Source organism: Clostridium aquiflavi (assembly GCF_031344075.1).
In the GTDB taxonomy this organism is placed as follows: domain Bacteria; phylum Bacillota; class Clostridia; order Clostridiales; family Clostridiaceae; genus Clostridium; species Clostridium aquiflavi.
The window spans coordinates 1-25,039 of the sequence record NZ_JAVJAN010000031.1 but is presented as its reverse complement, the minus strand read 5'-3'; the positions used below and the strand labels follow the sequence as shown (position 1 = coordinate 25,039).

General features: G+C 27.0%; 22 protein-coding genes. 18 read left to right on the top strand and 4 right to left on the bottom strand.

The window, feature by feature from the left end; translation table 11 throughout:
- The first annotated feature begins 1 nt into the window (after nucleotide 1).
- Nucleotides 2-667, top strand: coding sequence for an N-acetylmuramoyl-L-alanine amidase CwlD (cwlD, locus tag RGC78_RS11775; protein ID WP_252215058.1), 666 nt, complete (start codon nucleotides 2-4; stop codon nucleotides 665-667).
- Nucleotides 668-764: 97 nt separating this feature from the next.
- Here cwlD and RGC78_RS11770 read toward each other — a convergent pair whose 3' ends face one another.
- Nucleotides 765-1,535 (bottom strand): hypothetical protein, encoded by a 771-nt coding sequence (locus RGC78_RS11770; protein WP_252225152.1) that lies wholly within the window; start codon nucleotides 1,533-1,535, stop codon nucleotides 765-767.
- A gap of 134 nt (nucleotides 1,536-1,669) precedes the next feature.
- Between RGC78_RS11770 and RGC78_RS11765 the strand changes: the two genes are divergently transcribed.
- Both RGC78_RS11765 and RGC78_RS11760 read left to right on the top strand, forming a co-directional pair.
- Nucleotides 1,670-2,512 carry a fumarate hydratase gene (locus RGC78_RS11765; RefSeq protein ID WP_252215062.1) on the top strand — a complete coding sequence of 281 codons (843 nt, stop codon included), beginning with the start codon at nucleotides 1,670-1,672 and terminating at the stop codon, nucleotides 2,510-2,512.
- A gap of 27 nt (nucleotides 2,513-2,539) precedes the next feature.
- Complete coding sequence (locus RGC78_RS11760) at nucleotides 2,540-3,097, top strand: Fe-S-containing hydro-lyase (RefSeq protein WP_252225149.1); 558 nt, start codon at nucleotides 2,540-2,542, stop codon at nucleotides 3,095-3,097.
- Between the two features lie 134 nt (nucleotides 3,098-3,231).
- Here RGC78_RS11760 and RGC78_RS11755 read toward each other — a convergent pair whose 3' ends face one another.
- On the bottom strand, nucleotides 3,232-4,089 hold the full coding sequence (locus RGC78_RS11755; RefSeq protein ID WP_252215065.1) for a YitT family protein: 858 nt from the start codon (nucleotides 4,087-4,089) through the stop codon (nucleotides 3,232-3,234).
- A 274-nt stretch (nucleotides 4,090-4,363) separates the two neighbouring features.
- Here RGC78_RS11755 and RGC78_RS11750 point away from each other — a divergent pair, with 274 nt between their 5' ends.
- The 10 genes from RGC78_RS11750 to iadA all read left to right on the top strand — a co-directional run bounded on the left by RGC78_RS11750 (nucleotide 4,364) and on the right by iadA (nucleotide 16,893).
- Nucleotides 4,364-5,083: a tetratricopeptide repeat protein gene (locus tag RGC78_RS11750; protein ID WP_252225164.1), complete on the top strand. Its 720-nt coding sequence runs from the start codon at nucleotides 4,364-4,366 to the stop codon at nucleotides 5,081-5,083.
- 77 nt (nucleotides 5,084-5,160) lie between these two features.
- The gene (locus tag RGC78_RS11745) at nucleotides 5,161-5,853 is read left to right on the top strand and encodes a response regulator transcription factor (RefSeq protein WP_252215068.1); all 693 of its coding nucleotides are present in this window, start codon (nucleotides 5,161-5,163) and stop codon (nucleotides 5,851-5,853) included.
- Entirely contained in the window at nucleotides 5,825-7,681 is a 1,857-nt protein-coding gene (locus tag RGC78_RS11740; RefSeq protein WP_252225143.1) for a sensor histidine kinase, read from the top strand. The genes RGC78_RS11745 and RGC78_RS11740 overlap by 29 nt, the downstream gene beginning before the upstream one ends.
- A gap of 201 nt (nucleotides 7,682-7,882) precedes the next feature.
- Entirely contained in the window at nucleotides 7,883-10,108 is a 2,226-nt protein-coding gene (locus RGC78_RS11735; protein ID WP_252225140.1) for a ribonucleoside-diphosphate reductase subunit alpha, read from the top strand.
- 73 nt (nucleotides 10,109-10,181) lie between these two features.
- On the top strand, nucleotides 10,182-11,216 hold the full coding sequence (locus RGC78_RS11730) for a ribonucleotide-diphosphate reductase subunit beta (protein ID WP_252225137.1): 1,035 nt from the start codon (nucleotides 10,182-10,184) through the stop codon (nucleotides 11,214-11,216).
- Nucleotides 11,217-11,408: 192 nt separating this feature from the next.
- On the top strand, nucleotides 11,409-13,028 hold the full coding sequence (ptsP, locus tag RGC78_RS11725) for a phosphoenolpyruvate--protein phosphotransferase (RefSeq protein ID WP_252215081.1): 1,620 nt from the start codon (nucleotides 11,409-11,411) through the stop codon (nucleotides 13,026-13,028).
- Between the two features lie 142 nt (nucleotides 13,029-13,170).
- Nucleotides 13,171-13,704: a chromate transporter gene (locus RGC78_RS11720; RefSeq protein WP_252225134.1), complete on the top strand. Its 534-nt coding sequence runs from the start codon at nucleotides 13,171-13,173 to the stop codon at nucleotides 13,702-13,704.
- Between the two features lie 3 nt (nucleotides 13,705-13,707).
- On the top strand, nucleotides 13,708-14,232 hold the full coding sequence (locus tag RGC78_RS11715; protein WP_252215087.1) for a chromate transporter: 525 nt from the start codon (nucleotides 13,708-13,710) through the stop codon (nucleotides 14,230-14,232).
- Between the two features lie 167 nt (nucleotides 14,233-14,399).
- Nucleotides 14,400-15,674 (top strand): tetratricopeptide repeat protein, encoded by a 1,275-nt coding sequence (locus RGC78_RS11710; RefSeq protein ID WP_252225130.1) that lies wholly within the window; start codon nucleotides 14,400-14,402, stop codon nucleotides 15,672-15,674.
- Between the two features lie 46 nt (nucleotides 15,675-15,720).
- The gene (iadA, locus tag RGC78_RS11705) at nucleotides 15,721-16,893 is read left to right on the top strand and encodes a beta-aspartyl-peptidase (RefSeq protein ID WP_309556692.1); all 1,173 of its coding nucleotides are present in this window, start codon (nucleotides 15,721-15,723) and stop codon (nucleotides 16,891-16,893) included.
- A 100-nt stretch (nucleotides 16,894-16,993) separates the two neighbouring features.
- On the opposite strand, the gene RGC78_RS11700 is transcribed toward iadA, so the two are convergent.
- Both RGC78_RS11700 and RGC78_RS11695 read right to left on the bottom strand, forming a co-directional pair.
- A complete protein-coding gene (locus tag RGC78_RS11700; protein ID WP_252225123.1) occupies nucleotides 16,994-17,623 on the bottom strand; it encodes a cell wall hydrolase in 630 nt (209 codons plus the stop codon).
- 69 nt (nucleotides 17,624-17,692) lie between these two features.
- Complete coding sequence (locus RGC78_RS11695) at nucleotides 17,693-18,679, bottom strand: hypothetical protein (RefSeq protein ID WP_252215097.1); 987 nt, start codon at nucleotides 18,677-18,679, stop codon at nucleotides 17,693-17,695.
- A gap of 184 nt (nucleotides 18,680-18,863) precedes the next feature.
- Here RGC78_RS11695 and cdaA point away from each other — a divergent pair, with 184 nt between their 5' ends.
- The 5 genes from cdaA (at nucleotide 18,864) to buk (ending at nucleotide 24,807) form a co-directional block, all read left to right on the top strand.
- The gene (cdaA, locus tag RGC78_RS11690) at nucleotides 18,864-19,724 is read left to right on the top strand and encodes a diadenylate cyclase CdaA (RefSeq protein WP_252215099.1); all 861 of its coding nucleotides are present in this window, start codon (nucleotides 18,864-18,866) and stop codon (nucleotides 19,722-19,724) included.
- A complete protein-coding gene (locus RGC78_RS11685; protein WP_252215101.1) occupies nucleotides 19,694-20,920 on the top strand; it encodes a CdaR family protein in 1,227 nt (408 codons plus the stop codon). Before cdaA ends, RGC78_RS11685 begins: the two co-directional genes overlap by 31 nt.
- Nucleotides 20,921-21,038: 118 nt before the next feature.
- On the top strand, nucleotides 21,039-22,634 hold the full coding sequence (locus tag RGC78_RS11680; protein WP_252225116.1) for an NAD(P)/FAD-dependent oxidoreductase: 1,596 nt from the start codon (nucleotides 21,039-21,041) through the stop codon (nucleotides 22,632-22,634).
- Nucleotides 22,635-22,807: 173 nt separating this feature from the next.
- On the top strand, nucleotides 22,808-23,716 hold the full coding sequence (gene ptb / locus RGC78_RS11675; protein ID WP_252225111.1) for a phosphate butyryltransferase: 909 nt from the start codon (nucleotides 22,808-22,810) through the stop codon (nucleotides 23,714-23,716).
- A 23-nt stretch (nucleotides 23,717-23,739) separates the two neighbouring features.
- The gene (gene buk / locus RGC78_RS11670) at nucleotides 23,740-24,807 is read left to right on the top strand and encodes a butyrate kinase (protein ID WP_252225108.1); all 1,068 of its coding nucleotides are present in this window, start codon (nucleotides 23,740-23,742) and stop codon (nucleotides 24,805-24,807) included.
- Nucleotides 24,808-25,039 lie beyond the last annotated feature (232 nt).

The following is a 25,039-nucleotide window of genomic DNA, read 5'->3' as shown; positions in this document are numbered from 1 at the left end:
TATGAAAATTAGAAGAATGTTATTTATCTTTTGTGTAATATTTCTTATAGTTGGAATGCCAACAAGAGTATTAGCAGAAGAGAGTAGTAAATCAAATCATGTGATTTTAATAGATCCAGGTCATGGTGGTATAGACGGTGGAGCAAAGTCAAAAAATGGAACTGTTGAAAAAGATATAAATCTATCTATAAGTTCAAAGCTAAAAGATCAATTAGAAAGTTCAGGATATACTGTTTATTTAACTAGGGAAAGTGATTCAGAATTAGATAGGAAAAAGGTAAATGATTTAAATGCAAGATGCAAAATGAAAAAAGAAAAGAACTGTGAAGTATTTATATCTATTCATCAAAATATGTTTCCACAACCTAAATGTTTTGGAGCACAAGTATGGTATTCAAACAATGAAAAAAGTAAACTTTTAGCCGATAATATACAAAATTCATTAAAAGCTAATATAGATGACGGAAATAAAAGAGTTGCTAAAGCTGCAAAAGATCAATATAGAATCTTAAGAGATGGTTATGATGGAGCATGCGTATTAGTAGAATGTGGTTTTTTATCTAACAATAAAGAGGAACAAAATCTAAAAAGTGATGAGCATCAAGAAAAAATAGCTAAGAGTATTTTAGATTCAGTTAATTCTTATTTTGAAAATGATAATAAGTAGGTAAATTGAATATCTCAAAATGATAAAATAGTCATTTTGAGATATTGTATTTGTAAATCTTTAATAAGTATACAGTTTGGAAATGGTGATTATATTATTAGTTATCCTGACTTTTTTTTAGTTTATTTTCTACATCAGAAAAATTATAAGAGATTTTAGAATCGTTATTTAAGGTTATCCAAAAAGTTTTTCCTTTTGTTAAATATATAGAAGAGTCTTTCTTAAATTCTTTGAATAATCCGCCAGAGTATACATAGAAAGTATTTTCTTTTTGAGAACTAGCATCTATTACAATATTTTTATATGTTATTGGAAGTTTAGTAGATGAATCAATAGTTTGAGTCCCATTATTAAAATGATGATATTCATTATTGTAATAAAGGAAGTTTGAAAAATTAAAGTCAATATCTATTATTGATATAGTATCAATGCAGTTATTATTAAATTCATTCTTTAATTTTTCATATTCTAGAAAAGTTATATTTGGAAAATCATTTTCATTAACATAAGATATAATTTCCATGGATGAATCATTAATAAAGTCATTATTAAAAAATATAGCAGAGTAATTGGATTGATGAATTATTGGATCGTAATTTAGTATTAATATTTCAGATTTTGATATTGAAGGCAATTTATTTATATCATTCTCTTTAAATTTTATTTTATATGATGAATTGATGTTAAAAACATCATAAACATCATCTGTTACTATTTTTTCAACACGGAGACTATTTTTATAAGAAGTTTTATGAAAAAAAATATCATTTAACAATAAAATACTATTGTATAAAATAAGACCAGTTAAAAATATAGTTAGAATATAAATAACATTTCTGATTATTTTGTTCAAATCAATATTATTCATTTTGTAACTCCTTAATAAAGTATTATGTTTAATTATAGTAGTGCAAATTTGAAAATATGAGATTTTTATTGTTGTAAATAAATAAAAATAAAATTAAACTTATAATTAATAAAAGATTTATAGGAGTTGTGATTATGAGAGAAGTTAATGTAAGCTGCATTAGAGAAGCTGTAAAAGAATTGTGTATTAAAGCAAATTATTTCCTTGGGGAAGACATAAGACAAGCATTGAAAGACTCTAAAGATAAAGAGACATGGAATCTAGCAGAAGATATTTTAGACAAGATAATTATAAATTCAGAAATTGCAGATAAAGAACATATGCCTATGTGTCAAGATACAGGAATGGCATGTGTTTTTGTGGAATTGGGTCAAGATGTTCATTTAATTGGAGGTAATTTAAGTGAAGCTATTAATGAAGGAGTAAAAAGAGGCTATGAAGAAGGATTTTTAAGAAAATCAGTAGTAAATGATCCATTAAGAAGAATTAATACAAATGATAATACTCCAGCTGTAATTTATTATGATATAGTGCCCGGAAATAAAATAAAGATAACTGTTGCACCAAAAGGTTTTGGATCTGAAAATATGAGTAAAATAGCTATGCTAAAACCATCAGATGGAGTAGATGGTGTTAAAAAATTTATTTTAGAAGTTATTAAACAGGCAGGACCGAATCCATGTCCTCCAATGGTAATTGGTGTTGGAATAGGTGGAACTTTTGATAAAGCAGCTTATTTAGCTAAAAAAGCATTATTAAGACCTATAAATGTAAGAAATAATGATGAGTATTATAAAGAATTAGAGATAGAATTATTAGAAAAAGTAAATAAATTGGGAATAGGACCTCAAGGGTTTGGAGGAAGAACTACAGCATTGGGATTAAATATAGAAATATATCCAACTCATATTGCAGGACTTCCAGTTGCAGTAAATATAAATTGTCATGCAACAAGACATAAAGAAATAATAATATAGATATTATATAATGGGGGAAGAAAAAATATGGAAATCAAACTACATACACCTCTTACATCAGAAAAAACTTTGAAATTAAAAGCAGGTGATACTGTTTTGCTAAGTGGAATAATTTATTCAGCTAGAGATGCTGCTCATAAAAGATTAATTGAATTATTAGATAAAGATGAGAAATTACCTTTAAATATAGATAATGAAATAATATATTATGTTGGACCATCTCCAGCGAAACCAGGAAGCGTTATAGGATCAGCAGGACCTACAACTAGTTATAGGATGGATTCATATGCACCAAGGCTGTTAGAATTAGGATTAAAAGGTATGATAGGTAAAGGCGCAAGAAATGAAGAAGTTATAGAATCTATTAAAAAAAATGACGCTATATACTTTGGTGCCATTGGAGGAGCTGCTGCATTAATAGCTAAAAGTATAGTTAAGTCAGAAATAATTGCGTATGAAGATTTAGGGGCTGAAGCAATAAGGAAAATGGAAGTTAAAGATATGCCTTTAGTTGTGATTATTGATTCTGAAGGAAATAATCTTTACGAAATTGGTCAAAAAGATTATTTAGGTACTTTGAAATAAGGATTTGTTTTAAGACAATGTTTTTATAAGCATTTTTAGTATTACTAAGTTTAATTACTTAGTCAACTATAAACATATTAAGATAAAAAATAATAGACAGGATTAACAAATTTACTTAACCTGTCTATTTAATATTATAAATTTATAAAGCCTCTACCTTTAACTTCAGATATATCTACTATAGTAATAAAAGCAGCTGGATCTATGTAATGAATAGATGTTTTTAAATCAAGCATTTGTCGAGTTGTAACTATACAGTAAAGCATTTTCTTTTTATTATGAGTATATTCTCCTTCAGCAAATAAAGATGTTATCCCTCTATGCAAATCAGTTATAACATAGTTTATAACTTCTTGCTCTTTCTCAGTTAAAATAAGAAGTAATTTTTTACTGCTAAATCCTTTTAACATTTTATCTAACACAATACTTTGAGTAAATAATGATATAAGTGTATAAAGTGCTTGAGGTAATCCAAATATGATTGCTCCAATTATAATGATAATACAGTTTAATGCAAAACCTAAGCTACCAATATTAAAATTCGAGTATTTTTTTCTTATAAGCATAGTTATTACATCTGTTCCACCAGTAGAACCATGTCTTAGAAAGACTAATCCATATCCTATTCCACATAAAACACCACCATAGATACAATAAAGAAGAATATCATTTACATAAATAATATTTGTAAATGGTCTTGTTAACATTAATGACAATGATAGAGAAATCATTCCTATTGTTGTGTATATAGTGAAATTTCTATCTAATTTTTTATAACTTAGTAATAAAAGTGGAATGTTTATAACAAAGACAACAATACCTGATGGTAATCCCATTGTATATTCTAGTATAAGAGCAAGTCCTGTAGCCCCTCCACTTAATAGCTTAGCATGAGATAGGAATAAATTTACGCCTAAAGAGGCTATAAAACATCCTAAAAAAATAATTAAGGTATCCATGATTAGGTTCTTATATTTACTAATTTTGCTCATCAAAATTACTCCTTTAAATATATAATTAAGTCCAATAAATATTAATACACTTTATTATAATAAAAATCAAGTTATTTATATAAGATAACATATTTTTTACAATAATGTTTAGTAATAATTGAAAACATATATATTATAATAGATAATGTTTTTATAAATTAATTTGTTTTAAAATAATATTAACATTTTAATATAGTGTAATCTTACTATTATACTAAAAGATTAATATTTATTTAAAATATACACTTATAAATATAAAGCTAGGAGAAAAAAGATGATAGGAATGAAATTACCAGGAAGTAAAAAGCTTAAATTAACAACATTAATAATATTGTTAGCAATAACATTATTAATATTAGTATTTGAAGGCATTAATAACAACAAGAAAGGTGATGTTATTAACAAAGAAAGTATAGAAAATGCAGAGATTTTAGATGAAAATAATGTGAATTTAGATAAAGAACATGAAGATAGTAAGGAAGAGGGAAAAAGTAAGGTTGAGAATGAAAGAGAACGAGAATTATATAATGAAGCATATAATTTGTTTTTTTCAGGTGAATACAATAAATCTATTGAAAAATCAAATGAAATAATAAGCGAATTTCCAAGTAGTGCAAAAGGATACAATATAAGAGGAATAGCTAAATCTTATAATGAAAGTTTTGAATCTGGTATGAAAGATATAGATAAAGCTTTGGAATTTGAACCGCAATATGGGTATGCAGTTTTTAATAAGGCCTTAACTTATGAACTATATGGAAATCTAGATGAAGCATTATTGTGGTATAATAAAAATTTAGAGATAGAAAATTACATATGGACTTATTATGGGATAGCATCTATATATGGAAGAAGAGGAGATGCCCCAAATACTATAAAATATTTAAGTAAAGCAATAGAAATAGATGAAGTTGTAAAAAAAGAAGCACAGGATGAAGCAGATTTTAATCCAGTAAGAGAATCTAAAGAATTTCAAGACTTAATTAATAATTAGTAAACTCAGTTTGTTCTATATGAGCAGAGTTTTTAGTCTTATGTGTAAATAATATTAATATTGGGAGTTGATAAATTATGTATAACGTATTGGTTGTAGATGATGAAAAGGAAATAAGAGATGCCATTGAAATATATTTAAGAGGAGAAAATTTAAAAGTTTTTAAAGCAGCAGATGGATTAGAGGCATTAGAAATTCTTAATAATGAAAAAATACATGTCATTGTATTAGATGTGATGATGCCTAAACTTGATGGAATAAGAACATGTTTAAAAATTAGGGAAACAGAAAATTTACCTATAATTATGTTATCAGCAAAAGGTGAAGATTCGGATAAAATTCTTGGTTTAAATGTTGGAGCTGATGATTATATAATAAAACCATTTAATCACCTAGAATTAGTTGCTAGAGTAAAGTCTCAATTAAGGAGATATGATAAACCATTAAACATAGAAGATGAAGAACAAGTATTAACGGTGAAAGATTTAGTTATAGATACTGTATCTAAGAGTATTACTGTACGAGGTGAAGAAATTAAAGTGACAGCTACAGAATACAAAATATTGCACTTATTAGCTTCAAATTTAGGCAAAGTGTTTTCTATAAAAGAAATATATGAAAAAGTATGGGATGAACCATTTTATAAGAGTGAAAATACAGTTACTGTTCATATAAGAAGGATAAGAGAGAAAATAGAAATAAACACAAAAGAGCCTGAATATATTAAGGTGGTGTGGGGCATTGGATATAAGATTGAAAAAGAAATTTAAAATTCACTTAAAAAGCTATTTAAAGGGAATATATTTAATAGATATACTATTAATGATATTAATAACAGGAATGTTGTTTTCATCAGTTTTAGAATATAAAGATTTTATGAAGCAAAACAATAATTTAAGCTTAATTAAATCTATATTTAATGAGAAAGAATATGAAACAAAAAAGCTTTATGAAGATAGTAAAGGATTTTCTCAAATAATATATGAAACTACAGATGGATTGTATGATTTATTAACTGGAAGTAATGAAATAAAAGAAAAAATAGGACAGTTAATGAAATATTTTAATAATGATGTAGAGGAATATACTAGTCATTTTAAATTAAAAGATAATGTTTATTTTATAATTAGAAATAAGCATACTAAAGAATTATATACAAATGATCCTTTCTTAGATTCATCTATTAAATACATAAAGGAAAATCAAATAGATGATTTATTAAACAATAGATTTAAGAAGCAAGGTGTAGTAAGCATCAAATTTGATAATGAAAAAGAGTATAATTACTTGGTAAGTAAGGGATTAGTAAACTATTTAGATGATACAATCAAAAATTTTGAAGAAGTTTACTACACATCTACAGATACCTATAAACAAGAATTAATGAATATAAGAAAAGAAATAATTAGTCTGTCTCTTTTATTATTAGTTTATGTATTTTTAATTATAAAAACAGTATTAATAATAGCAAGAAGAGGAAATAAGGAAGAGAAAATAAAATCAAATATATTAAACAGCATAGTGTTTGTTATTAGAAATGGATTTAAATATAAAGAAACAAGTAAGACATTGTTATTATCTCTAGGAATAATAATAATAATATTAATTACGTATCTTTATTTCTTAGCCACTGGTGGATATGAAAATAATATGTTCGTACGATTCTTTCAAACATATCCTTTTAAAGGAACTATTTTAATAATAACAGGACTTATATTAATGGTGATATTTTCTGTCAAAAAGACATTAGATATTGCAATAATAAATGATGGTCTTAAGAAGCTAAATGAAGGAAATTTAGATGAAGATATACCTGTTTTTGGTTCAATAACTATTAAAGAATTAATTAATAATATTAATTTAATAAAAGAAGGATATAAAAATTCTTTGTATGAAAGAGTTAAGGATGAAAAGCTAAAAACAGAATTAATATCAAACGTATCACATGATCTAAAAACTCCATTAACTTCAATAATAAATTATGTAAATATATTAAAAAATAAAGATATAACAGAGAATGAAAGAAAAGATTATTTAGCTATACTTGATTCAAAATCTTTAAAATTAAAATCATTAATTGATGATTTGTTTGAAATGTCAAAAATAAATAGTGGAAAAATAACATTAAATAAAGATAAATTAGATATACTTTCACTGATACATCAAGGCATAGGCGAATATAGTTTTCTTTATGAATATAAGAATATAAACTTTAAGGTTATTAGTAATGAAGAAGATATATTTATGGAGTTGGACGGAAAACTAATTTCTAGAGCATTAGAAAATATAATAATTAATGCTTTAAAATATTCATTAGACAATACTAGAGTTTATATAGAAATTGAAAAGTATGATGAGCGTGTCGAAATTATAGTTAAGAATATAGCAAATTATGAAATGGACTTTGATGAAGAAGAGATATTTGAAAGATTCGCAAGAGCAGATAAATCTAGAAATTCAAGTGTTGAAGGTTCAGGATTAGGTCTTGCAATAACAAAAAGTATAGTTGAACTACATGGTGGTAAAACTAAAATAGAAAGAGAAGGTGATATGTTTAAAATATATATAATATTACCTTTAAATAATAAAAGTTGTTAATAAATAAAATTTATTGATTAAGTGGTTAATTCATAGTAAATTAGAGATTAACCACTTTTTTTATAAATAAATATGATTTTTGGCGTTTTACAATTATCATATTTGGAATTATACTATAAACATTGAAAAACGATATGTTGTATATTAAATTTGATTAATAAATAGATGTACACTATATATAGTAGAGGAGCGGAAATATTGATGTTAAAGAAACTTTGTGATTTAGCAATAGAGGGAATTAAAGATAATGATGGTACGTATACAAAAGAAAAACTATTGAAGGCGTTAGAACATATAATAAGAGATGGTATGGATGTTAATGATATTAGAAAATCTTTAATTCAGGTTTCTTTAGACTTAACAAGTGATATGGAACCTAATTGGCAGTATGCAGCATCAACAATATATATACACGAGCTTTACGATAAAGTAAGAAAAAATAGAAATTTATATGCAAGTAAAAATTTATATGATAATTACTATGAATTTATTACAGAATTAACAGAGAGAAATCTTTATGGGGAGTATATTCTAGAAAATTATTCTAAGGAAGATATCTTAGAATTAGAAAAAGAAATTAAACCAGAAAGAGATTTTATTTTTAACTATAGTGGAATAGATCTTGTGGCTAAAAGATATTTAGTTCAAGATTTTAATAGAAAAGTTATAGAACTTCCACAACAAATGTTTATGGGAATTGCTATGCATCTTGCTATTCCAGAAGTTAAAGAAAAAAGAGTATATTGGGCAAAAAGATTTTACAATGTTTTAAGCGAGCTTAAAGCAACAATGGCAACTCCTACTATGTCAAATGCAAGAAAGCCTTTTTATCAATTAAGTTCTTGTTTTGTTGATACTGTTGATGATAGTTTAGAGGGAATATATAAGTCATTAGATAATTTTGCTAAGGTATCAAAATTTGGCGGTGGAATGGGAATATATATAGGCAAAATAAGATCATTAGGCTCACCTATTAGAGGCTTTAAAGGAGCATCAGGGGGCGTAATTCCGTGGGTAAAATTATTTAATGATACAGCAATTGCAGTAGATCAATTAGGTGTTAGAAATGGATCAGTTGCAATTTGGCTTGATGCTTGGCATAAAGATATACCTGAATTTTTACAAATTAGAACTAATAATGGTGATGATAGAAAAAAAGCACATGATGTATTTCCAGGAGTTTGTTATCCAGATTTATTTTGGAAACTTGCAGAAGAAGATGTAGATAATGATTGGTATATGATGTGTCCACATGAGATAAAAAACGCAAAAGGATATTCTCTTGAAGACTTCTATGGTGAAGAATGGGAAGAAAAATATTTTGAATGTGTTAAAGATGAGAAAATAGAAAAAAGAATCATTAAAATTAAGGATTTAGTAAGATTAATAATTAAAAGTGCAGCAGAAACAGGAGCACCTTTTGCATTCTTTAGAGATAATGCAAATAAGATGAATCCTAATAAGCATGAGGGAATTATATATTCTTCAAATTTATGTACAGAAATTATGCAAAACATGAGTGCTATGAAAGTTACTGGAGATACTATTATTAAGGAAAATGATAAATACAATGTAGTACAAAATATAGAAGCTGGAGATTTTGTTGTATGTAACCTATCATCTCTAGTACTTGGAAATATAGATGTTCTTAATGATGAGGAATTAGAATGTGTTGTGGAAACACAAATAAGAGCTATGGATAATGTCATTGATTTAAATTATTATTCAGTTCCATTTGCTGAAATAACTAATAAAAGATATAGAGGAATTGGACTTGGAACTAGCGGATATCATCATATGCTAGCTAACAATAAAATACATTGGACAGAAGAAAAGCACAGAACATTTGTTGATAAAGTATATGAAAAAATAAATTATTATTCAATAAAGGCTAGTATGAATTTATCTAAAGAAAAAGGAAAATACGAGCTCTTTGAAGGATCAGATTGGGACAATGGAAACTACTTTGAATTAAGAGATTATAATGATGAAAAATGGATTGATTTAAAGCAAGAGGTTAAAGAGTTTGGTATGAGAAATGGGTACTTAATTGCAGTAGCTCCAAATGGCTCAACAGCTACAATTGCAGGAACTTCTGAAGGAATTGATCCTATAATGGCTAGATTTTATTTAGAAGAAAAGAAAGGAAGTATAATTCCTAAGACTGCACCAAACCTATCTGAAGACAATTACTGGTATTATAATACAGCCTATAATTTAGAACAAGGTTGGTGCGTAGAAATGAATGGTGTTAGACAAAGACATATTGATCAAGGTCAATCATTTAACTTATATATAACAACTCAGTATACAATGAGACAAATTATGAATTTATATATAAAAGCATGCAAATGTGGAGTTAAATCTATATATTACGTAAGATCAAAATCACTAGAAGTAACAGAATGTGAAAGTTGTTCAGCGTAATAATTTTCTTAATGTATAGGAAAGTATAGAAATTTTAATTTGCCTTATATTTAATGAAATGGGAGAAAAGAATATGGAAGTAAAGAAAAAACCACTTTTTAATGAATTTGGAGATAGAGATCCTAGATTAAAGAGAGTGATAAATGGAAACACAACTAATTTAAATGATTTTAATAATATGAAATACACTTGGGCATCTGATTGGTATAGACAAGGAATGAATAATTTTTGGATACCAGAGGAAATAAATTTATCACAAGATTTAAAAGATTATAAAAAACTTTTACCAGAGGAAAGAACAGCTTATGATAAGATATTGTCATTTTTAATATTTTTAGATTCTATACAAACAGCTAATTTAAGTAATATAAATAGTTATATTACTGCAAGTGAAATAAATTTATGTTTAACTATTCAAAGCTTCCAAGAAGCTGTTCATTCTCAGAGTTACAGCTATATGCTTGACAGCATATGCTCACCAGAAGAGAGAAATGAAATACTGTATCAATGGAAAGATGATGAAATTTTACTAAAGAGAAACAAGTTTATAGGCGATTTATATAATGAGTTTATAAATAATCCTAGTGAATATAACTTAATAAAAACGTTAATGGCTAATTATATATTGGAGGGTATTTACTTTTATTCAGGATTTATGTTCTTTTATAATTTAGAGAGAAATGGAAAGATGCCTGGTTCAGCTCAAGAAATTAGATACATAAATAGAGATGAAAATACTCATTTATGGTTATTTAGAAATATAATAAAAGAATTACAAAGTGAAAATCCAGAAAGTTTTACAGCTGATTTAAAAAATGAACTTAGAGAAATGATGCGTATAGGTGTTGAGAATGAAATACTATGGGGTCATTACGTAATAGGAGATAAAATTCAAGGAATAAATAAAAAATTAATTGAAGATTATATAAAATATTTAGGAAATAAGAGACTAAAAGAAATAGGCTTAGACGTGCTATTTCAAGGCTATGAAAGCAATCCAGCTACATGGGTTGATGTTGTGGCCAATTCTAATTCTGTAAAAACTGATTTTTTCGAAGCTAAATCGACAGCTTACGCAAAAGTTTCCACTTTAATTGATGATTTATAAGAAATTTTGTGAATTTTTGAAATATTTTTTTAGAAAGTTAGCAATATGCTATTAAATATTTTAAAACTTATGTTATAATAACTAAAGTTAGAATTTTAAATCTAGAAGTTATCCTAAAATAACATAATAGATTAACAATAATAGATTAAGTTATAAAACAACAATTTTAAATATCGAGGAGGAGTTTTAGAGATGAAAAGAGGTATTGCTGCATCTAAGGGATATGCAATAGGAAAAGTGTTTTTAACTGAAAATGAAGAAATAGTTATAACTGACGCGTCAGTTAGTGATATAGTGAGTGAAAAAGAAAAATTACAAAAAGCATTAGATAATTCTAAATCACAATTAGAAGCTATTAAAGATAAAGCTGAAAAAGAAATGGGAGCAGAAAAGGCTGCTGTTTTTGAAGCTCATATTACATTGTTAGATGATCCAGAATTTACTGGAGCAATGATGAGTGAAATAGAAATGAATAGTACTAATGGGTTAAAAGCTATAGAAAATGTTACAAATAGTTTTGTAACTATATTTGAATCTATGGATAATGATTACATGAGAGAAAGAGCTGCAGATATAAAAGATGTATCTAAGAGAATAATATCTAATTTTGCAGGTAAAGGCGGAGATGCTTTTGCAATTAATGAAAACAACACTGTAATCGTTGCTCATGATTTAACTCCATCTGATACTGCTCAATTAGATAGAAGTAAAGTAGTAGGATTTATTACTAATATAGGTGGAAGAACTTCACATGCAGCTATTATGGCTAGAACATTAGAGATACCAGCTGTACTTGGCTTAGGTGATATTACAAGTAGTGTTAAAACTGGAGATATGATTATAGTTGACGGATTAACTGGAGATGTAATTCTAAACCCTTCAGAAGACGTTTTAGTAGAATATAGAGCTAAACAAGAAAAGTTCAAAGCAGAACAAGAAGAATTAAAGAAATTAATAGATGTGAAGACAACAACTAAATCTGGTAGAAGAATAGAAGTTTGTGGAAATATAGGTAAGCCAGAAGATGTACTTAGTGTTGTATCAAATGGTGGAGATGGTGTAGGATTATTCAGAACTGAATTCTTATACATGGACAGAGATAGTGCTCCAACAGAAGATGAACAATTTGAAAGTTATAAATTTGTTCTTGAAAAGATGGAAGGTAAGCAAGTTGTTATAAGAACTCTTGACATTGGTGGAGATAAGACTCTTCCATATTTACCATTACCAGAAGAAATGAATCCATTCTTAGGATATAGAGCAATAAGACTTTGTTTAGATAGAAAAGAAATCTTTAAGGTTCAATTAAGAGCATTATTAAGAGCTTCTATATATGGTAACCTTTGTGTTATGTTCCCTATGATTTCAGGTTTAGAAGAATTCTTACAAGCTAAAGAAGTAGTTGAAGAATGTAAAGCTGAATTAAAAGCAGAAGGAAAAGAATATTCAGAAGTAATTCAATGGGGTATAATGGTTGAAATCCCTGCAGCAGCAGTTTATGCTGATGAATTAGCTAAACATGTTGATTTCTTCTCAATAGGAACAAATGATTTAATTCAATATACATTAGCAGCTGATAGAATGAGCGAAAAAGTTTCATATCTTTATAATCCAATGCATCCAGCAGTACTTAGATTAATAAAAATGACTATAGATGGTGCACATAAACACGGAAAATGGGTTGGAATGTGTGGAGAAATGGCTGGAGATGAAGCAGCTATCCCAACATTAGTTGAATATGGATTAGATGAGTTCTCAATGAGTGCTACATCAATCTTAAATGCTAAGAAAATAATGTTAGAACAAGAATAATATTTTAATATATGAAAGAGATGGAGTTTTACTCCATCTTTTTTGTTATATAGAAAATTATAGGAATTTTTAAACTAATAATATAGTTTATTTAGTGATAAAATAATTAGTATTGAAATTTATAATGGATGGAGGCTTATATATGAATAAAATTTTGGAAATGTTTATATCATTTTTTAAAATTGGAGCTTTTACATTTGGTGGAGGATATGCAATGATTCCATTAATTGAAGAAGAAGTTGTTAATAAAAAGAACTGGCTTACTAAAGAAGAATTTATGGATTTTTTGATTGTATCTCAAAGTCTACCAGGAGCTTTAGCTATTAACTGCTCTGCGTTTATTGGACAAAAAATAGGGGGAATACTTGGGGAGTTAGTAGCTATCCTAGCAGTAACATTACCATCATTTTTTATAATAATTTTAATTGCTACTTTTTTTATGCAGTTTAGAGATAATTATTTTGTAAATTTAGCTTTTAAGGGAATAAATGCAGCTGTTCCTATGCTAGTTTTATTTGGTGTAATAAGTTTATCAAAGGGTGTACAAAAAAATGTAAGAACGTTAATTATGATAATAGTTGCACTCATAGCATTAATGGTATTTAATATTCATCCTGTAATTGTTATTTTAGTATCAGCAATATATGGAATGATATTTTTAAGAGAGCAGGTATAGAGAATGATATTATTAAAATTATTTACAGCATTTTTTAAGATTGGAGCATTCAGTTTTGGTGGAGGATATGCAATGATTCCTTTTATCCAAAAGGAGATAATAACTAATAATTCATGGCTTACAGTAAGTGATTTTATGGATATTATAGGTATATCTCAAATGACACCAGGACCAGTTTCTATTAACTCAGCAACCTTTGTTGGATTTAAAGTATCTGGGATTTGGGGAAGTCTAGCAGCAACTATAGGAATAATAGCAACATCATTTATATTAGTCACTATATGCTCAAAAACATTAGAAAAGTTTAAAGACTCTAATTTAGTAAAAAGTGCATTACTTGGAATGAGGCCAATATTAATAGCACTTATACTTCAAGCATTTTTTGATTTAGCTAAAGAATCTTATATAGATATAAAATCAATAATTGTTACGTTAATAATTGGTGGATTATTGTTATCTCATAAGGTACATCCAATAATATGCGTGCTTATATCAGCACTATTAGGAATTGTATTTTGGAGTTTTTAATTTTTTAGAAAATTATATAAAGTCGAATTTATAAACAACTTAAATTAATATTATATATTTAAGTTGACGATTTTTTATTAATGAATACTATATTATTCTTATGTTATACTTAAGTTAATTGAAAAAAATTCATAAAATTCTAATCGCATACAATAAAGGGGAATAATATGAAAAAGAAAAAGAAAAAATTTTATGATAAAGCCATGGTGTATTATCAAAATGGAGAAATAGACAAATCGTTAAGAATATGTGAGGAATCATTATCTTATAGTTTGAAAAATCCTTCTATATTAAATTTAAAGGGACTTATATTATATCAACAAGGTAAATTAGATGAAGCTATAACAGTATGGAAAATCAATAAAGATTTTAATAATAATACTATAGCTCAGAATTATATAAAAAGTGCTAATGAAGATAGATTTAGGGTTGATTTATATGAGCTTGGAGAAAAGAAATTAAAAGAATTAAAGATAGAAGAAGCAATAACAATATTTAAAAAGTGTAAAGAAAGTGATTTTAACTGCATAAAGGTAAATACTGCTTTAGCATTATGTTATCAAAAAAAAGGTGAAATAAATAAGTGTATAGATTACATGAATAAAGTTTTGGTTATAGATAAAAACTATAAGATAGCTAATGAAATAAAAAAGCAATTAATAGAATTAAAGGCGTATAAAAAGGAATCTAACAATATTATTATTAAGTTAATTGTGGTTTTAGTTATAATAGTATCTATATGTGGAGCTATCTATGTCTTTAAAAATACCTTTCAAGGTTTTCATAAAAAAAATAGTAATGAATCATTAGAATCACTAAATAAAACAGAAGATAATGCTAGTACTTCAGAAGATGCAGTTACTGAACAAGTAGAAGAAATGCAACCGAAATCAGCAGAAACAGCTATTAATGAAGAAAATAAAAAGGTAGAATTAGACATAAATAAACTAAATGAGCATTTTGAAAATGGTGAAGTCAATAGTATTTATTATGATTTAGAAAATGTAAATGAACAAGATGTTCCAGATGATTACAAAGGTTTATATAGACGATGTATAAATTTAATAAAGACTTCAGGAATAGAAGTATTCTATGGAAAAGGTATGGAAGAGTTTAATACACAAAATTATGAAAAGGCTAACGTAGAATTTAGTAAAGCATATGATTACTGTGATGGCAATTATCTAAAAGAACATATTATATTTTATAAAGCTGTAACATTAGAGCAACTAAATAATTCTGATGAAGCAATAAAATTATATGAATTATATTATGAAGAGTATCCTACTGGTTCATACGCTGATAATGCATTATACAATCTTTCATTAATACTCAACAATACGAATAAAGAGAAAAGTATTTATTATGCCAATAAATTAAGAGAAAACTTCTCTGGATCTATTTATTTTAATGAAACCATTAACCAAATATTAAATAGTTAATTTAGATTATAAGAAAAAATAAATTCAATAATAGGATGTGATAACAATGATATCAGTAATTAAAGATATTAAGGTATATGCTCCAAAATACATAGGTATAAAAGATATTGTAATAGCAGGAGGGAAGATAGAAGGGATCTATGAAAGCTTAGATATATCAAATACTTTTATTAATGTTAATGTGATAGATGGTAAAAATAAAATTATTTTTCCAGGCTTTATAGATAGTCATGTACATCTTATTGGTGGTGGTGGTGAAGGTGGATATAAAACGCGTACACCAGAACTACAATTATCTAATTTAACATCAAGTGGAATAACAACAGTAGTTGGATGTATAGGTACTGATAGTGAATGTAGGAATATAAAATCTTTAATAGCTAAAGTTAAATCTTTAAAAGAAGAGGGGCTTTCATCATATTGTTATACAGGATCTTATGCTATACCAGTAAGAACATTAACTGGTGTCGTTGAAAGAGATATAATGCTAATACAAGAAATAATAGGTGTTGGAGAAATAGCATTATCAGATAATCGAAGCTCAGAGCCTACTTATGAAGAATTTGCAAGATTAGTAGCTCAATCAAGAGTTGGAGGAATATTATCTAGTAAAGCTGGAGTAGTAAATGTACATATAGGCGAAGGAAGAAGAAGACTTGATTATTTATTTAAATTAATTAAAGAGTCAGATATACCATCATCTCAATTATTACCTACTCATATTAATAGAAATACTAATTTATTTATGGAAGGCTTAAAATATGTAAAAGAAGGCGGTATTATAGATTTAACTACCAGCAGTGATGTTAACTTTTTAGAAAAAGGTGAACTTACAGCTTCAGAAGGATTAAACAAATACATTGAAGCAGGATTACCAATAGAGAATATAACATTTTCTTCTGATGGTAATGGAAGTATGCCTAAATTCGACGAAAATAAAAAGATAGTAGGGCTTGGAATTTGTTCTGTTGAGTCATTGTACTTGCAAGTTAAAGAAGGCATAAAGAAATATGGGATTCCTATTGAAACAGCTATAAAAGTTATAACTTCTAATGTAGCAGATATATTAAAATTATATAATAAAGGAAGAATAGAAAAGGGAAAAGATGCTGATTTAGTAATAGTTGATGAAAACTCTTTAGATATAGATATAGTTTTATGCAACGGAATAAAGATGGTTCAAGATGGAAAATGCATAGTAAGAGGTACATTTGAATAAAATATTATTATGAGTTTTAGAAATATTATTTAAGGTATAGATAAAAGTAAATCTAAAAATAATGACCAATCTTATTAAATTAGATTGGTCATTATTTTTATTAAGATTTAACTTTAAAAAAAGTATGATGCCCTATTGTTTTCATATCTTGTTTTTGTGTTTGATGCATCCATGCGCAGGTTGCCGTGCTAGGATTATAAAAGAATAAAGCTTCATTTGTAGGGTCATATCCTCTTATAGCATCATAAACCGCATTGTAACATGCTTGATTTGGAGTAGCTTTAATATCTCCATTTTTAACACATGAAAATGCATTTTTCTGAAAAATTACTTCTTTTATTGAATTTGGAAAGCTGGGATTTATGACACGATTTAAAACAACTGATGCTACAGCTACTTTTCCATCATAAGGTTCACCGATACTTTCTGCATAAACTAATTTAGCCATTAATTCAATATCATTTTCCGTTATATAGAGTTTTTGAGTATCATAACTAAAAACTTCTATTGTAGACTCGTCAATATTTTCATTTGTATTATTTTCATTTAGTTCTGCATTGCATTGAGTTGCAAGGTTTATATTATTTAAATAAGTTTCATTATTTTCCTTTTTAGAAATAAGATTAGTATGAAAGTTGTTACCTAATACTTGGGCATAAGCAACACTGTTATTAATAACGGAAAGATATAGCACTAAACTAATTATGAAAAGGCTATATATTTTTTTCATTAAAAATCCTCCTCTGGTATATTTCAAACCAATAATATTATTGCCCAAAAAGAGCCTTATATACATAAATTAATATTTATATGATAATATGGTTTTTTGTAAATTATCAAAACAACTTAAAAAGTAGTCATATTTATCAAAAGTATCAGTATATAATTCATCAATATTATCTAAAATTAATTTAGATTTATCGTGTAATTTCATTTCATTTTTAATGCTTTTTTCTAGAGAATTAATATAAGAATCATAAGATGAAATAATTTCTTCTAAAGCTTCATAGCATTCTTTACCATCAACAGGAATAGAAATTGATATAGAAGCATCTTTTATTTCATTAAAATCTGAACGTTTTTCATTAAGATCACAAATTAATATAGATAAATCTCTATTATCTTCTCTTATTTTTTCTAGAGCAGGTTTGACATCATTTTTTAGCTGAGAAAATTTATCTAGTAAGTCATTAATTTGTATAAAAAAATCTCTTTTTTGCTCACTTATAATATCATTTTCTCTAATTGATTTATAAGATTCATTTAAAAATTTATTTAAGCTTATAAAAAATGTCTTTAAGTTTTTGGGAGTAGAAATTTTAATCTTAGATTCAGATAATTTATCAGTTTCTTTAATAAAAGCTTCTTCGTTTTTTACTAGGTCTTGATATAATGATTGAAAGTTATCATTATTTTTATTATTTATTATAGAAATAATAGAGTTATATAAATTAATATTTAGTTTTAAATAATTTGAAAGATTGTTTTTTAATTCATTAGAATTAGATTTTTTTAAAGTTAAATTAGTTAGGGTGTTATCTAATGCATTTAGTAGATTTAAATTTTCATCTAAAATTTGTTTTGTATTTTTAAAATCAAGTTTAGCATCGTTTTCATCGAATTTTAATGATGAATTTATATTTACTATTGTCTTAGAAATTTTATTTATTTTATTTAGTTCAGTATTTTTAAAAAATAACGTTAATAATATAAGTATTAATATAAATAAACCAAATAATAAACTTATGATTTTTAATGATTTTTTATCTATTGAAAAGTTTATCATAATCAGAGTCCCCCTTATCAAGTAATAATATATTTTTAGTTACTTAATATTACTTATATTATGTTAATTAGAAAATTATTATAAAAATAATGAATTTTTAATAAAATAGTAATTCTCTCTATATATAATAATTAATGTTTTGATGTATAATTTTATATATATACAAAAGGTGGAGGTGATAGTGTTGCAAGATTTTATATCACTAATAATAAAAAGTTTAAGTAATATGTCTTTATGGTCAATACTAGATATATTGGTAGTTTCCTATATATTTTATAAAGGATATATGCTAATAAAAGAAACAAGAGCGGAACAATTATTAAAGGGTATAGCATTAATTATAGTGTTAATACCAATAAGTTATTTATTAAAATTAGATATGTTATATTTTATATTAAATAAGACACTTACAATTGGGGTATTATCTGTAATTATAATTTTTCAACCAGAAATTAGAAGAGGACTAGAGCATATAGGTAGATCAGCTTTTGAAGATGTACACTATGCAAATGATAAGGAAAGCATAAATATTGCTATAAATGAAATAGTTAATGCTGTACAAAATTTATCAGAAACTAAAACAGGAGCACTAATAGTAATGGAACAAAAAACAGGTCTTGCAGAGATAGTTTCATCAGGCACAATATTAGATGCAAATGTAAGTTCAAATCTTTTAGAAAATATTTTTGTAGTGAATACACCGCTACATGATGGAGCAACAATAATTAGAAATAATAAAATATTAGCTTCAGGTTGTGTTCTTCCTTTGACTAATAATAATAATATTAATAAAAAGTTAGGTACTAGGCATAGAGCAGGATTAGGACTTTCAGAAGTTTCTGATGCGTTAATAATCATTGTATCTGAAGAAACTGGAGTGGTTTCATTAGCTATAAATGGTAAATTAAGTAGAGGGTATGATAGAGAAAGATTAAGAAATATATTATCAAATATAATTGAAAATAGAAATAAAAATAAAAAGAATGTAAAGGATGCTAAAGAGAGGGTGAGATCATGGGTAAGGGGAATAAAAATAAATCATTAATAGCGAAGCTTATTTGTTTACTTTTATCTTTTGGTCTATGGCTGTATATATCAAATGTAGAGAACCCAGTAAGAACCTATGAATTAAAGGGCGTACCAGTAGAACTTATAAATAAAGAAAGCATTTCAAAGTCTAATTTAGCTATAGTAGGAGAGGAAAGTTTTACAGTTGATTTAACTTTAGAGGGAGCCACAAGTGAAATAACAAAAGCCAAAAAAGATTCCTTTAAATTAACAGCGGATATGAGTTCATATGCGTTAAAAAATGGAGAAAATATAATCCCTATTCAAATAGTAAGTTATCCTCAAAATATAAATATAAAAAACAATGGATTTTTAGGGATAAAGATAAAACTAGAGACACTAATAACAAAAGATGTTTCATTGAAATCTCAAGTTAATATCACTTATAAAGAAAATATTTATAAAAAAGATTTAACTGTATCTCCACAAAAAGCAACTATATCTGGTCCGGAAAGTCAAGTGAATAAAGTTGATAGAGGTATTCTTGTAGGAAGTATAGAAAATTTAGAAAAAGATATTAATAAAAAATTCCCTATTAAATTTATAACCAAAGATAATAAAGAAGTTAAAGGTATTACTTCTAATGCCAATGAAGCTGAATTAAATATAAAGATTAATAATGGGAAAACAGTACCTATAAATATAAAAACTATAGGAAATTCAAATGAGGGTATATCTATAGAAAGTATGGTTGTAGAACCTAAATCAGTTCATATTATAGGTGAAGATAAAATATTAAATAGTATAAATTCAATAGATACACAAGAAATTAATATAAGTAACATTACTGCTGATGCTGAAGTAAATACAAATTTAAATTTACCAGAAGGGGTTACTATACAAGAGAATAGCCAAAATGTTAAAGTGAAATTTGCGGTTAAAAAAGCACAAGAGGTAACAAAGAACATTTCATGTGCAGTTGAATATACTAACTTAAATCCTAATTTAATTATTGATTCTTCAAAATCCACTGCTAATGTAAGTATCTCAGGATTGGAATCAGTTATAAATAGTATAACGGAGACAGAACTTAAGGCTACGGTAGATTTATCAAATATAAGTGAGGCAGGTACCTATACTTATAAACCTTCTGTTAATAGTGCTAATAATAGGACTGATTTTAATATATTATCAGTAGATGATGTTCAAATAGTTTTAAAAAATAAACAATGAAAATAGCCACAACTTATTTAATTGTGGCTATTTTTTATGTTATAATCGGTTAAACTTGTAAGTGAGATGTGTTTTAATAAAACATAAATTATTGAAAACAAAATAGGAGAAAATATATATGAGTATAAGAATAAATAATTTAACTTTAGGTATAGATGATAGTAAAGAAGTATTAGAAAAAAAAGTATGTAAAAAATTAAAAATATCTAATCAAGATATAAAAAAATTAACAATAATAAAAGAGAGTTTAGATGCAAGAAAGAAGAATGAAATAAAGTTTAATTATTGTGTGGATATAAAGTGCGATAATGAAAAGAAAATAGTATCTAAAATAAAAGATAATGATGTAAAGCTTAAAGAAGATGACAAAGGCTTACAAATTGAAAAAGGTGATGCTAAGCTAAGTCATAGACCAGTTGTAGTAGGATTTGGTCCAGCTGGAATGTTTGCAGCATTAACTTTAGCTAAGAATGGATATAAACCAATTGTATTTGAGAGAGGAGAAGATGTTGATAGTAGAACAAATGCAGTTCAAAACTTTTGGGAAACTGGAAAGTTGAACATTGAATCAAATGTTCAATTTGGTGAAGGTGGAGCAGGGGCATTTTCTGATGGAAAATTAACAACAAGAATAAAAGACCCTAAATGTGCTTATATATTAGATGAACTTGTAAATGCTGGAGCACCAGAAGAAATTAAGTATTTAGGTAAGCCACATGTTGGAACAGATATTTTAAAAGGTGTTGTAAAAAATATAAGAGAGCAAATCAAGGAACTTGGTGGAGAAATTCATTTTAATTCTAAATTAGAAGATATAAAATATGAAAATAATAAATTAAAAAGTATAACTGTTAATGGAAAGGAACTAGATTGTGAAGCTTTAGTTTTAGCCATTGGACATAGCCCAAGAGATACATATGAAATGCTATATAAAAGAGGAGTTTCTATGGAAGCTAAGCCTTTTGCAATAGGGGTTAGAATAGAGCATCCTCAAGAATTAATAAATGTTAGTCAATATGGAGAATACCATAATCATCCAAGATTAGGTTCAGCAGAATATAGATTAACTTACCAAAGTGACAAACTAAAAAGGGGTGTATATTCATTCTGTATGTGCCCAGGGGGAACTGTTGTTGCATCTGCATCAGAAGAAGGAAGACTTGTATCCAATGGGATGAGTTATCATGCTAGAAACTTAGCCAATGCTAATTCAGCATTAGTTGTAACGGTATCTACAGATGATTTTGAAGGAGATTCACCTTTAAGAGGAATGGAATTTCAAAGACGTTATGAAAGTTTAGCATTTAAATTAGGAGGTGGAAATTATAAAGCACCAATACAATTACTAGGAGATTTTATGAATGACAGACCTAGTACAAAACTTGGAAGTGTTATTCCAAGTTATTCACCTGGATATGAATTTAAAGAATTAAAAGATTGTTTACCTAGTTATGTTGTAGAAGGAATAAAAGAAGGTATACAAAATTTTTCAAAAAAAATAGAAGGATACGGAATGGAAGATGCAGTTTTAACAGGAATAGAAACTAGAACATCAGCTCCAGTTAGAATTCATAGAAGCAAAACACTTGAAAGCATAACGGTGCAAGGCCTTTATCCAGTGGGAGAAGGAGCCGGATTTGCAGGAGGAATAGTTTCATCAGCAGTTGATGGAGTTAAAGTAGCGGAAATGATAATAAATCAATTTACTTGTTAAATTTGTTGATTTAATTAAATAGTCTCAATATTCTAAAAAAGGGCAATATTAAGTTATTATTTGTTACAATAAAGATAATAAATAAAAATATATTTTAATTAAAAAAGCAAGAAGAAAAATTAAAGTTAAATATAGACAGAATAATTATTATTAGAATAAGAGGTGCATGTATAATGAGTAAAAACTTTGATGATTTATTATCTAAATTAAAGGCAACTAAAAAGAAAAAGTTATCAGTAGCAGTAGCACAAGATGAACCAGTTTTAGAAGCTGTAATGGCAGCTAAAGAAAAAGGAATAGCAGATGCAATACTAGTTGGGGATCAAGAAAAAATAAGAACAATAGCAGAAAAAATAAAAATGGACTTAACTCAATTTGAAATAATTCATGAACCAGATATTAAAAAAGCAGCATTATTTGCTGTTCAATTAGTATCAAGTGGAAGAGCAGATATGGTTATGAAAGGTTTAGTAGACACAGCAACTTTCCTAAGAAGTGTTCTTAACAAGGAAATTGGTCTTAGAACAGGTAAAGTTATGTCTCACGTAGCAGTTTTTGAAGTTGAAGATATTGATAGATTAATATTCTTAACAGATGCTGCATTTAATACTTACCCTGATTTAAAAGCTAAAATTCAAATTGTAAATAATTCTGTAACAGTAGCTCATGCTTGTGGAATAGAAGTTCCAAAGGTAGCACCTGTATGTGCAGTTGAAGTTGTTAACCCAGATATGCCAGCAACAATAGATGCATCATTGTTAACTACTATGAATAACAGAGGACAAATAAAAGGTTGTATAATAGACGGACCTCTAGCATTAGATAATGCTTTATCAGAAGAAGCTGCTCATCATAAAGGTATTACAGGACCAGTAGCAGGAAAAGCAGATATCATATTATTACCTAATATAGAAACAGGTAATGTAATGTATAAATGTTTAACTTATACATCAAAGAGTAAGAGTGGTGGTCTATTAGTTGGAACATCAGCACCAGTTATCTTAACTTCAAGAGCTGATAAATTTGAAACAAAGGTAAATTCTATAGCTTTAGCAGCATTAGTTGCTGAAAACGCTAAATAAGATTATTTTGGGGGTATTATTTAATGTCATATAAATTATTAATTATTAATCCAGGATCAACTTCTACAAAAATAGGAGTTTACGAAAATGAAAAAGAATTATTTGAAGAAACATTAAGACATACTAATGAAGAAATAAAGAGATATGAAACTATATATGATCAATTTCAATTTAGAAAAGATGTAATATTAAATATTCTTAAGGAAAAGAATTTCGATATAACTACTTTAAGTGCAATAGTTGGAAGAGGCGGAATGCTTAAACCAGTAGAAGGCGGAACTTACGCTGTTAATGATGCAATGATAGAAGATTTAAAAGTAGGAGTACAAGGTCCTCATGCTTCAAATCTTGGAGGAATAATAGCAAAATCAATTGGTGACGAATTAAATATACCATCATTTATAGTAGATCCAGTAGTTACTGATGAATTAGATGAAGTAGCAAGATTATCAGGAGTTCCAGAACTTCCAAGAAAGAGTAAATTCCATGCTTTAAATCAAAAAGCAGTAGCTAAAAGATATGGTAAAGATAGCGGAAAAGGATACGAAAACTTAAACTTAATAGTTGTTCACATGGGTGGTGGAGTTTCTGTTGGAGCTCACAAACAAGGAAAAGTAGTTGACGTTAACAATGCTTTAGATGGTGATGGTCCATTTTCACCAGAAAGAGCAGGAACAGTACCAGTAGGCGATTTAATTAAAATGTGCTTTAGCGGACAATATACTGAATCTGAAGTATATACTAAGATAGTTGGAAAAGGTGGATTTGTTGGATACTTAAACACTAATGACGTTAAGGGTGTTATAGACAACATGGAAGCTGGAGATAAAGAATGTGAAAAGATATATAAAGCATTCCTTTATCAAATAACAAAAACTATTGGAGAAATGGCAGCTGCATTAAATGGAAAAGTTGATCAAATATTATTAACAGGTGGAATTGCATATTCACCAACACTTGTTCCAGATTTAAAGTCAAATGTAGAATGGATAGCTCCAGTAACTGTATATCCAGGAGAAGATGAATTATTAGCATTAGCTCAAGGTGCTATAAGAGTACTTGACGGAGAAGAAAAAGCTAAGATTTACTAGAATATATGCCAAGAGGTCATATCAAAAGAAATTTTGATATGACCTCTTTTATATATATGAATGCCGTGTTATCTATTGCATGTATATTTGAAATATACTATTAAATCCAGTACATATTATAATTTTAGATTTGACTCTGTTTTAAATGCGTGTTGATATATGCAATAGGTAAAGTGGCATTGTAATTGGACTTTGAGAATCCTTAATGAGTATTGTCACATTTACTGCTTGT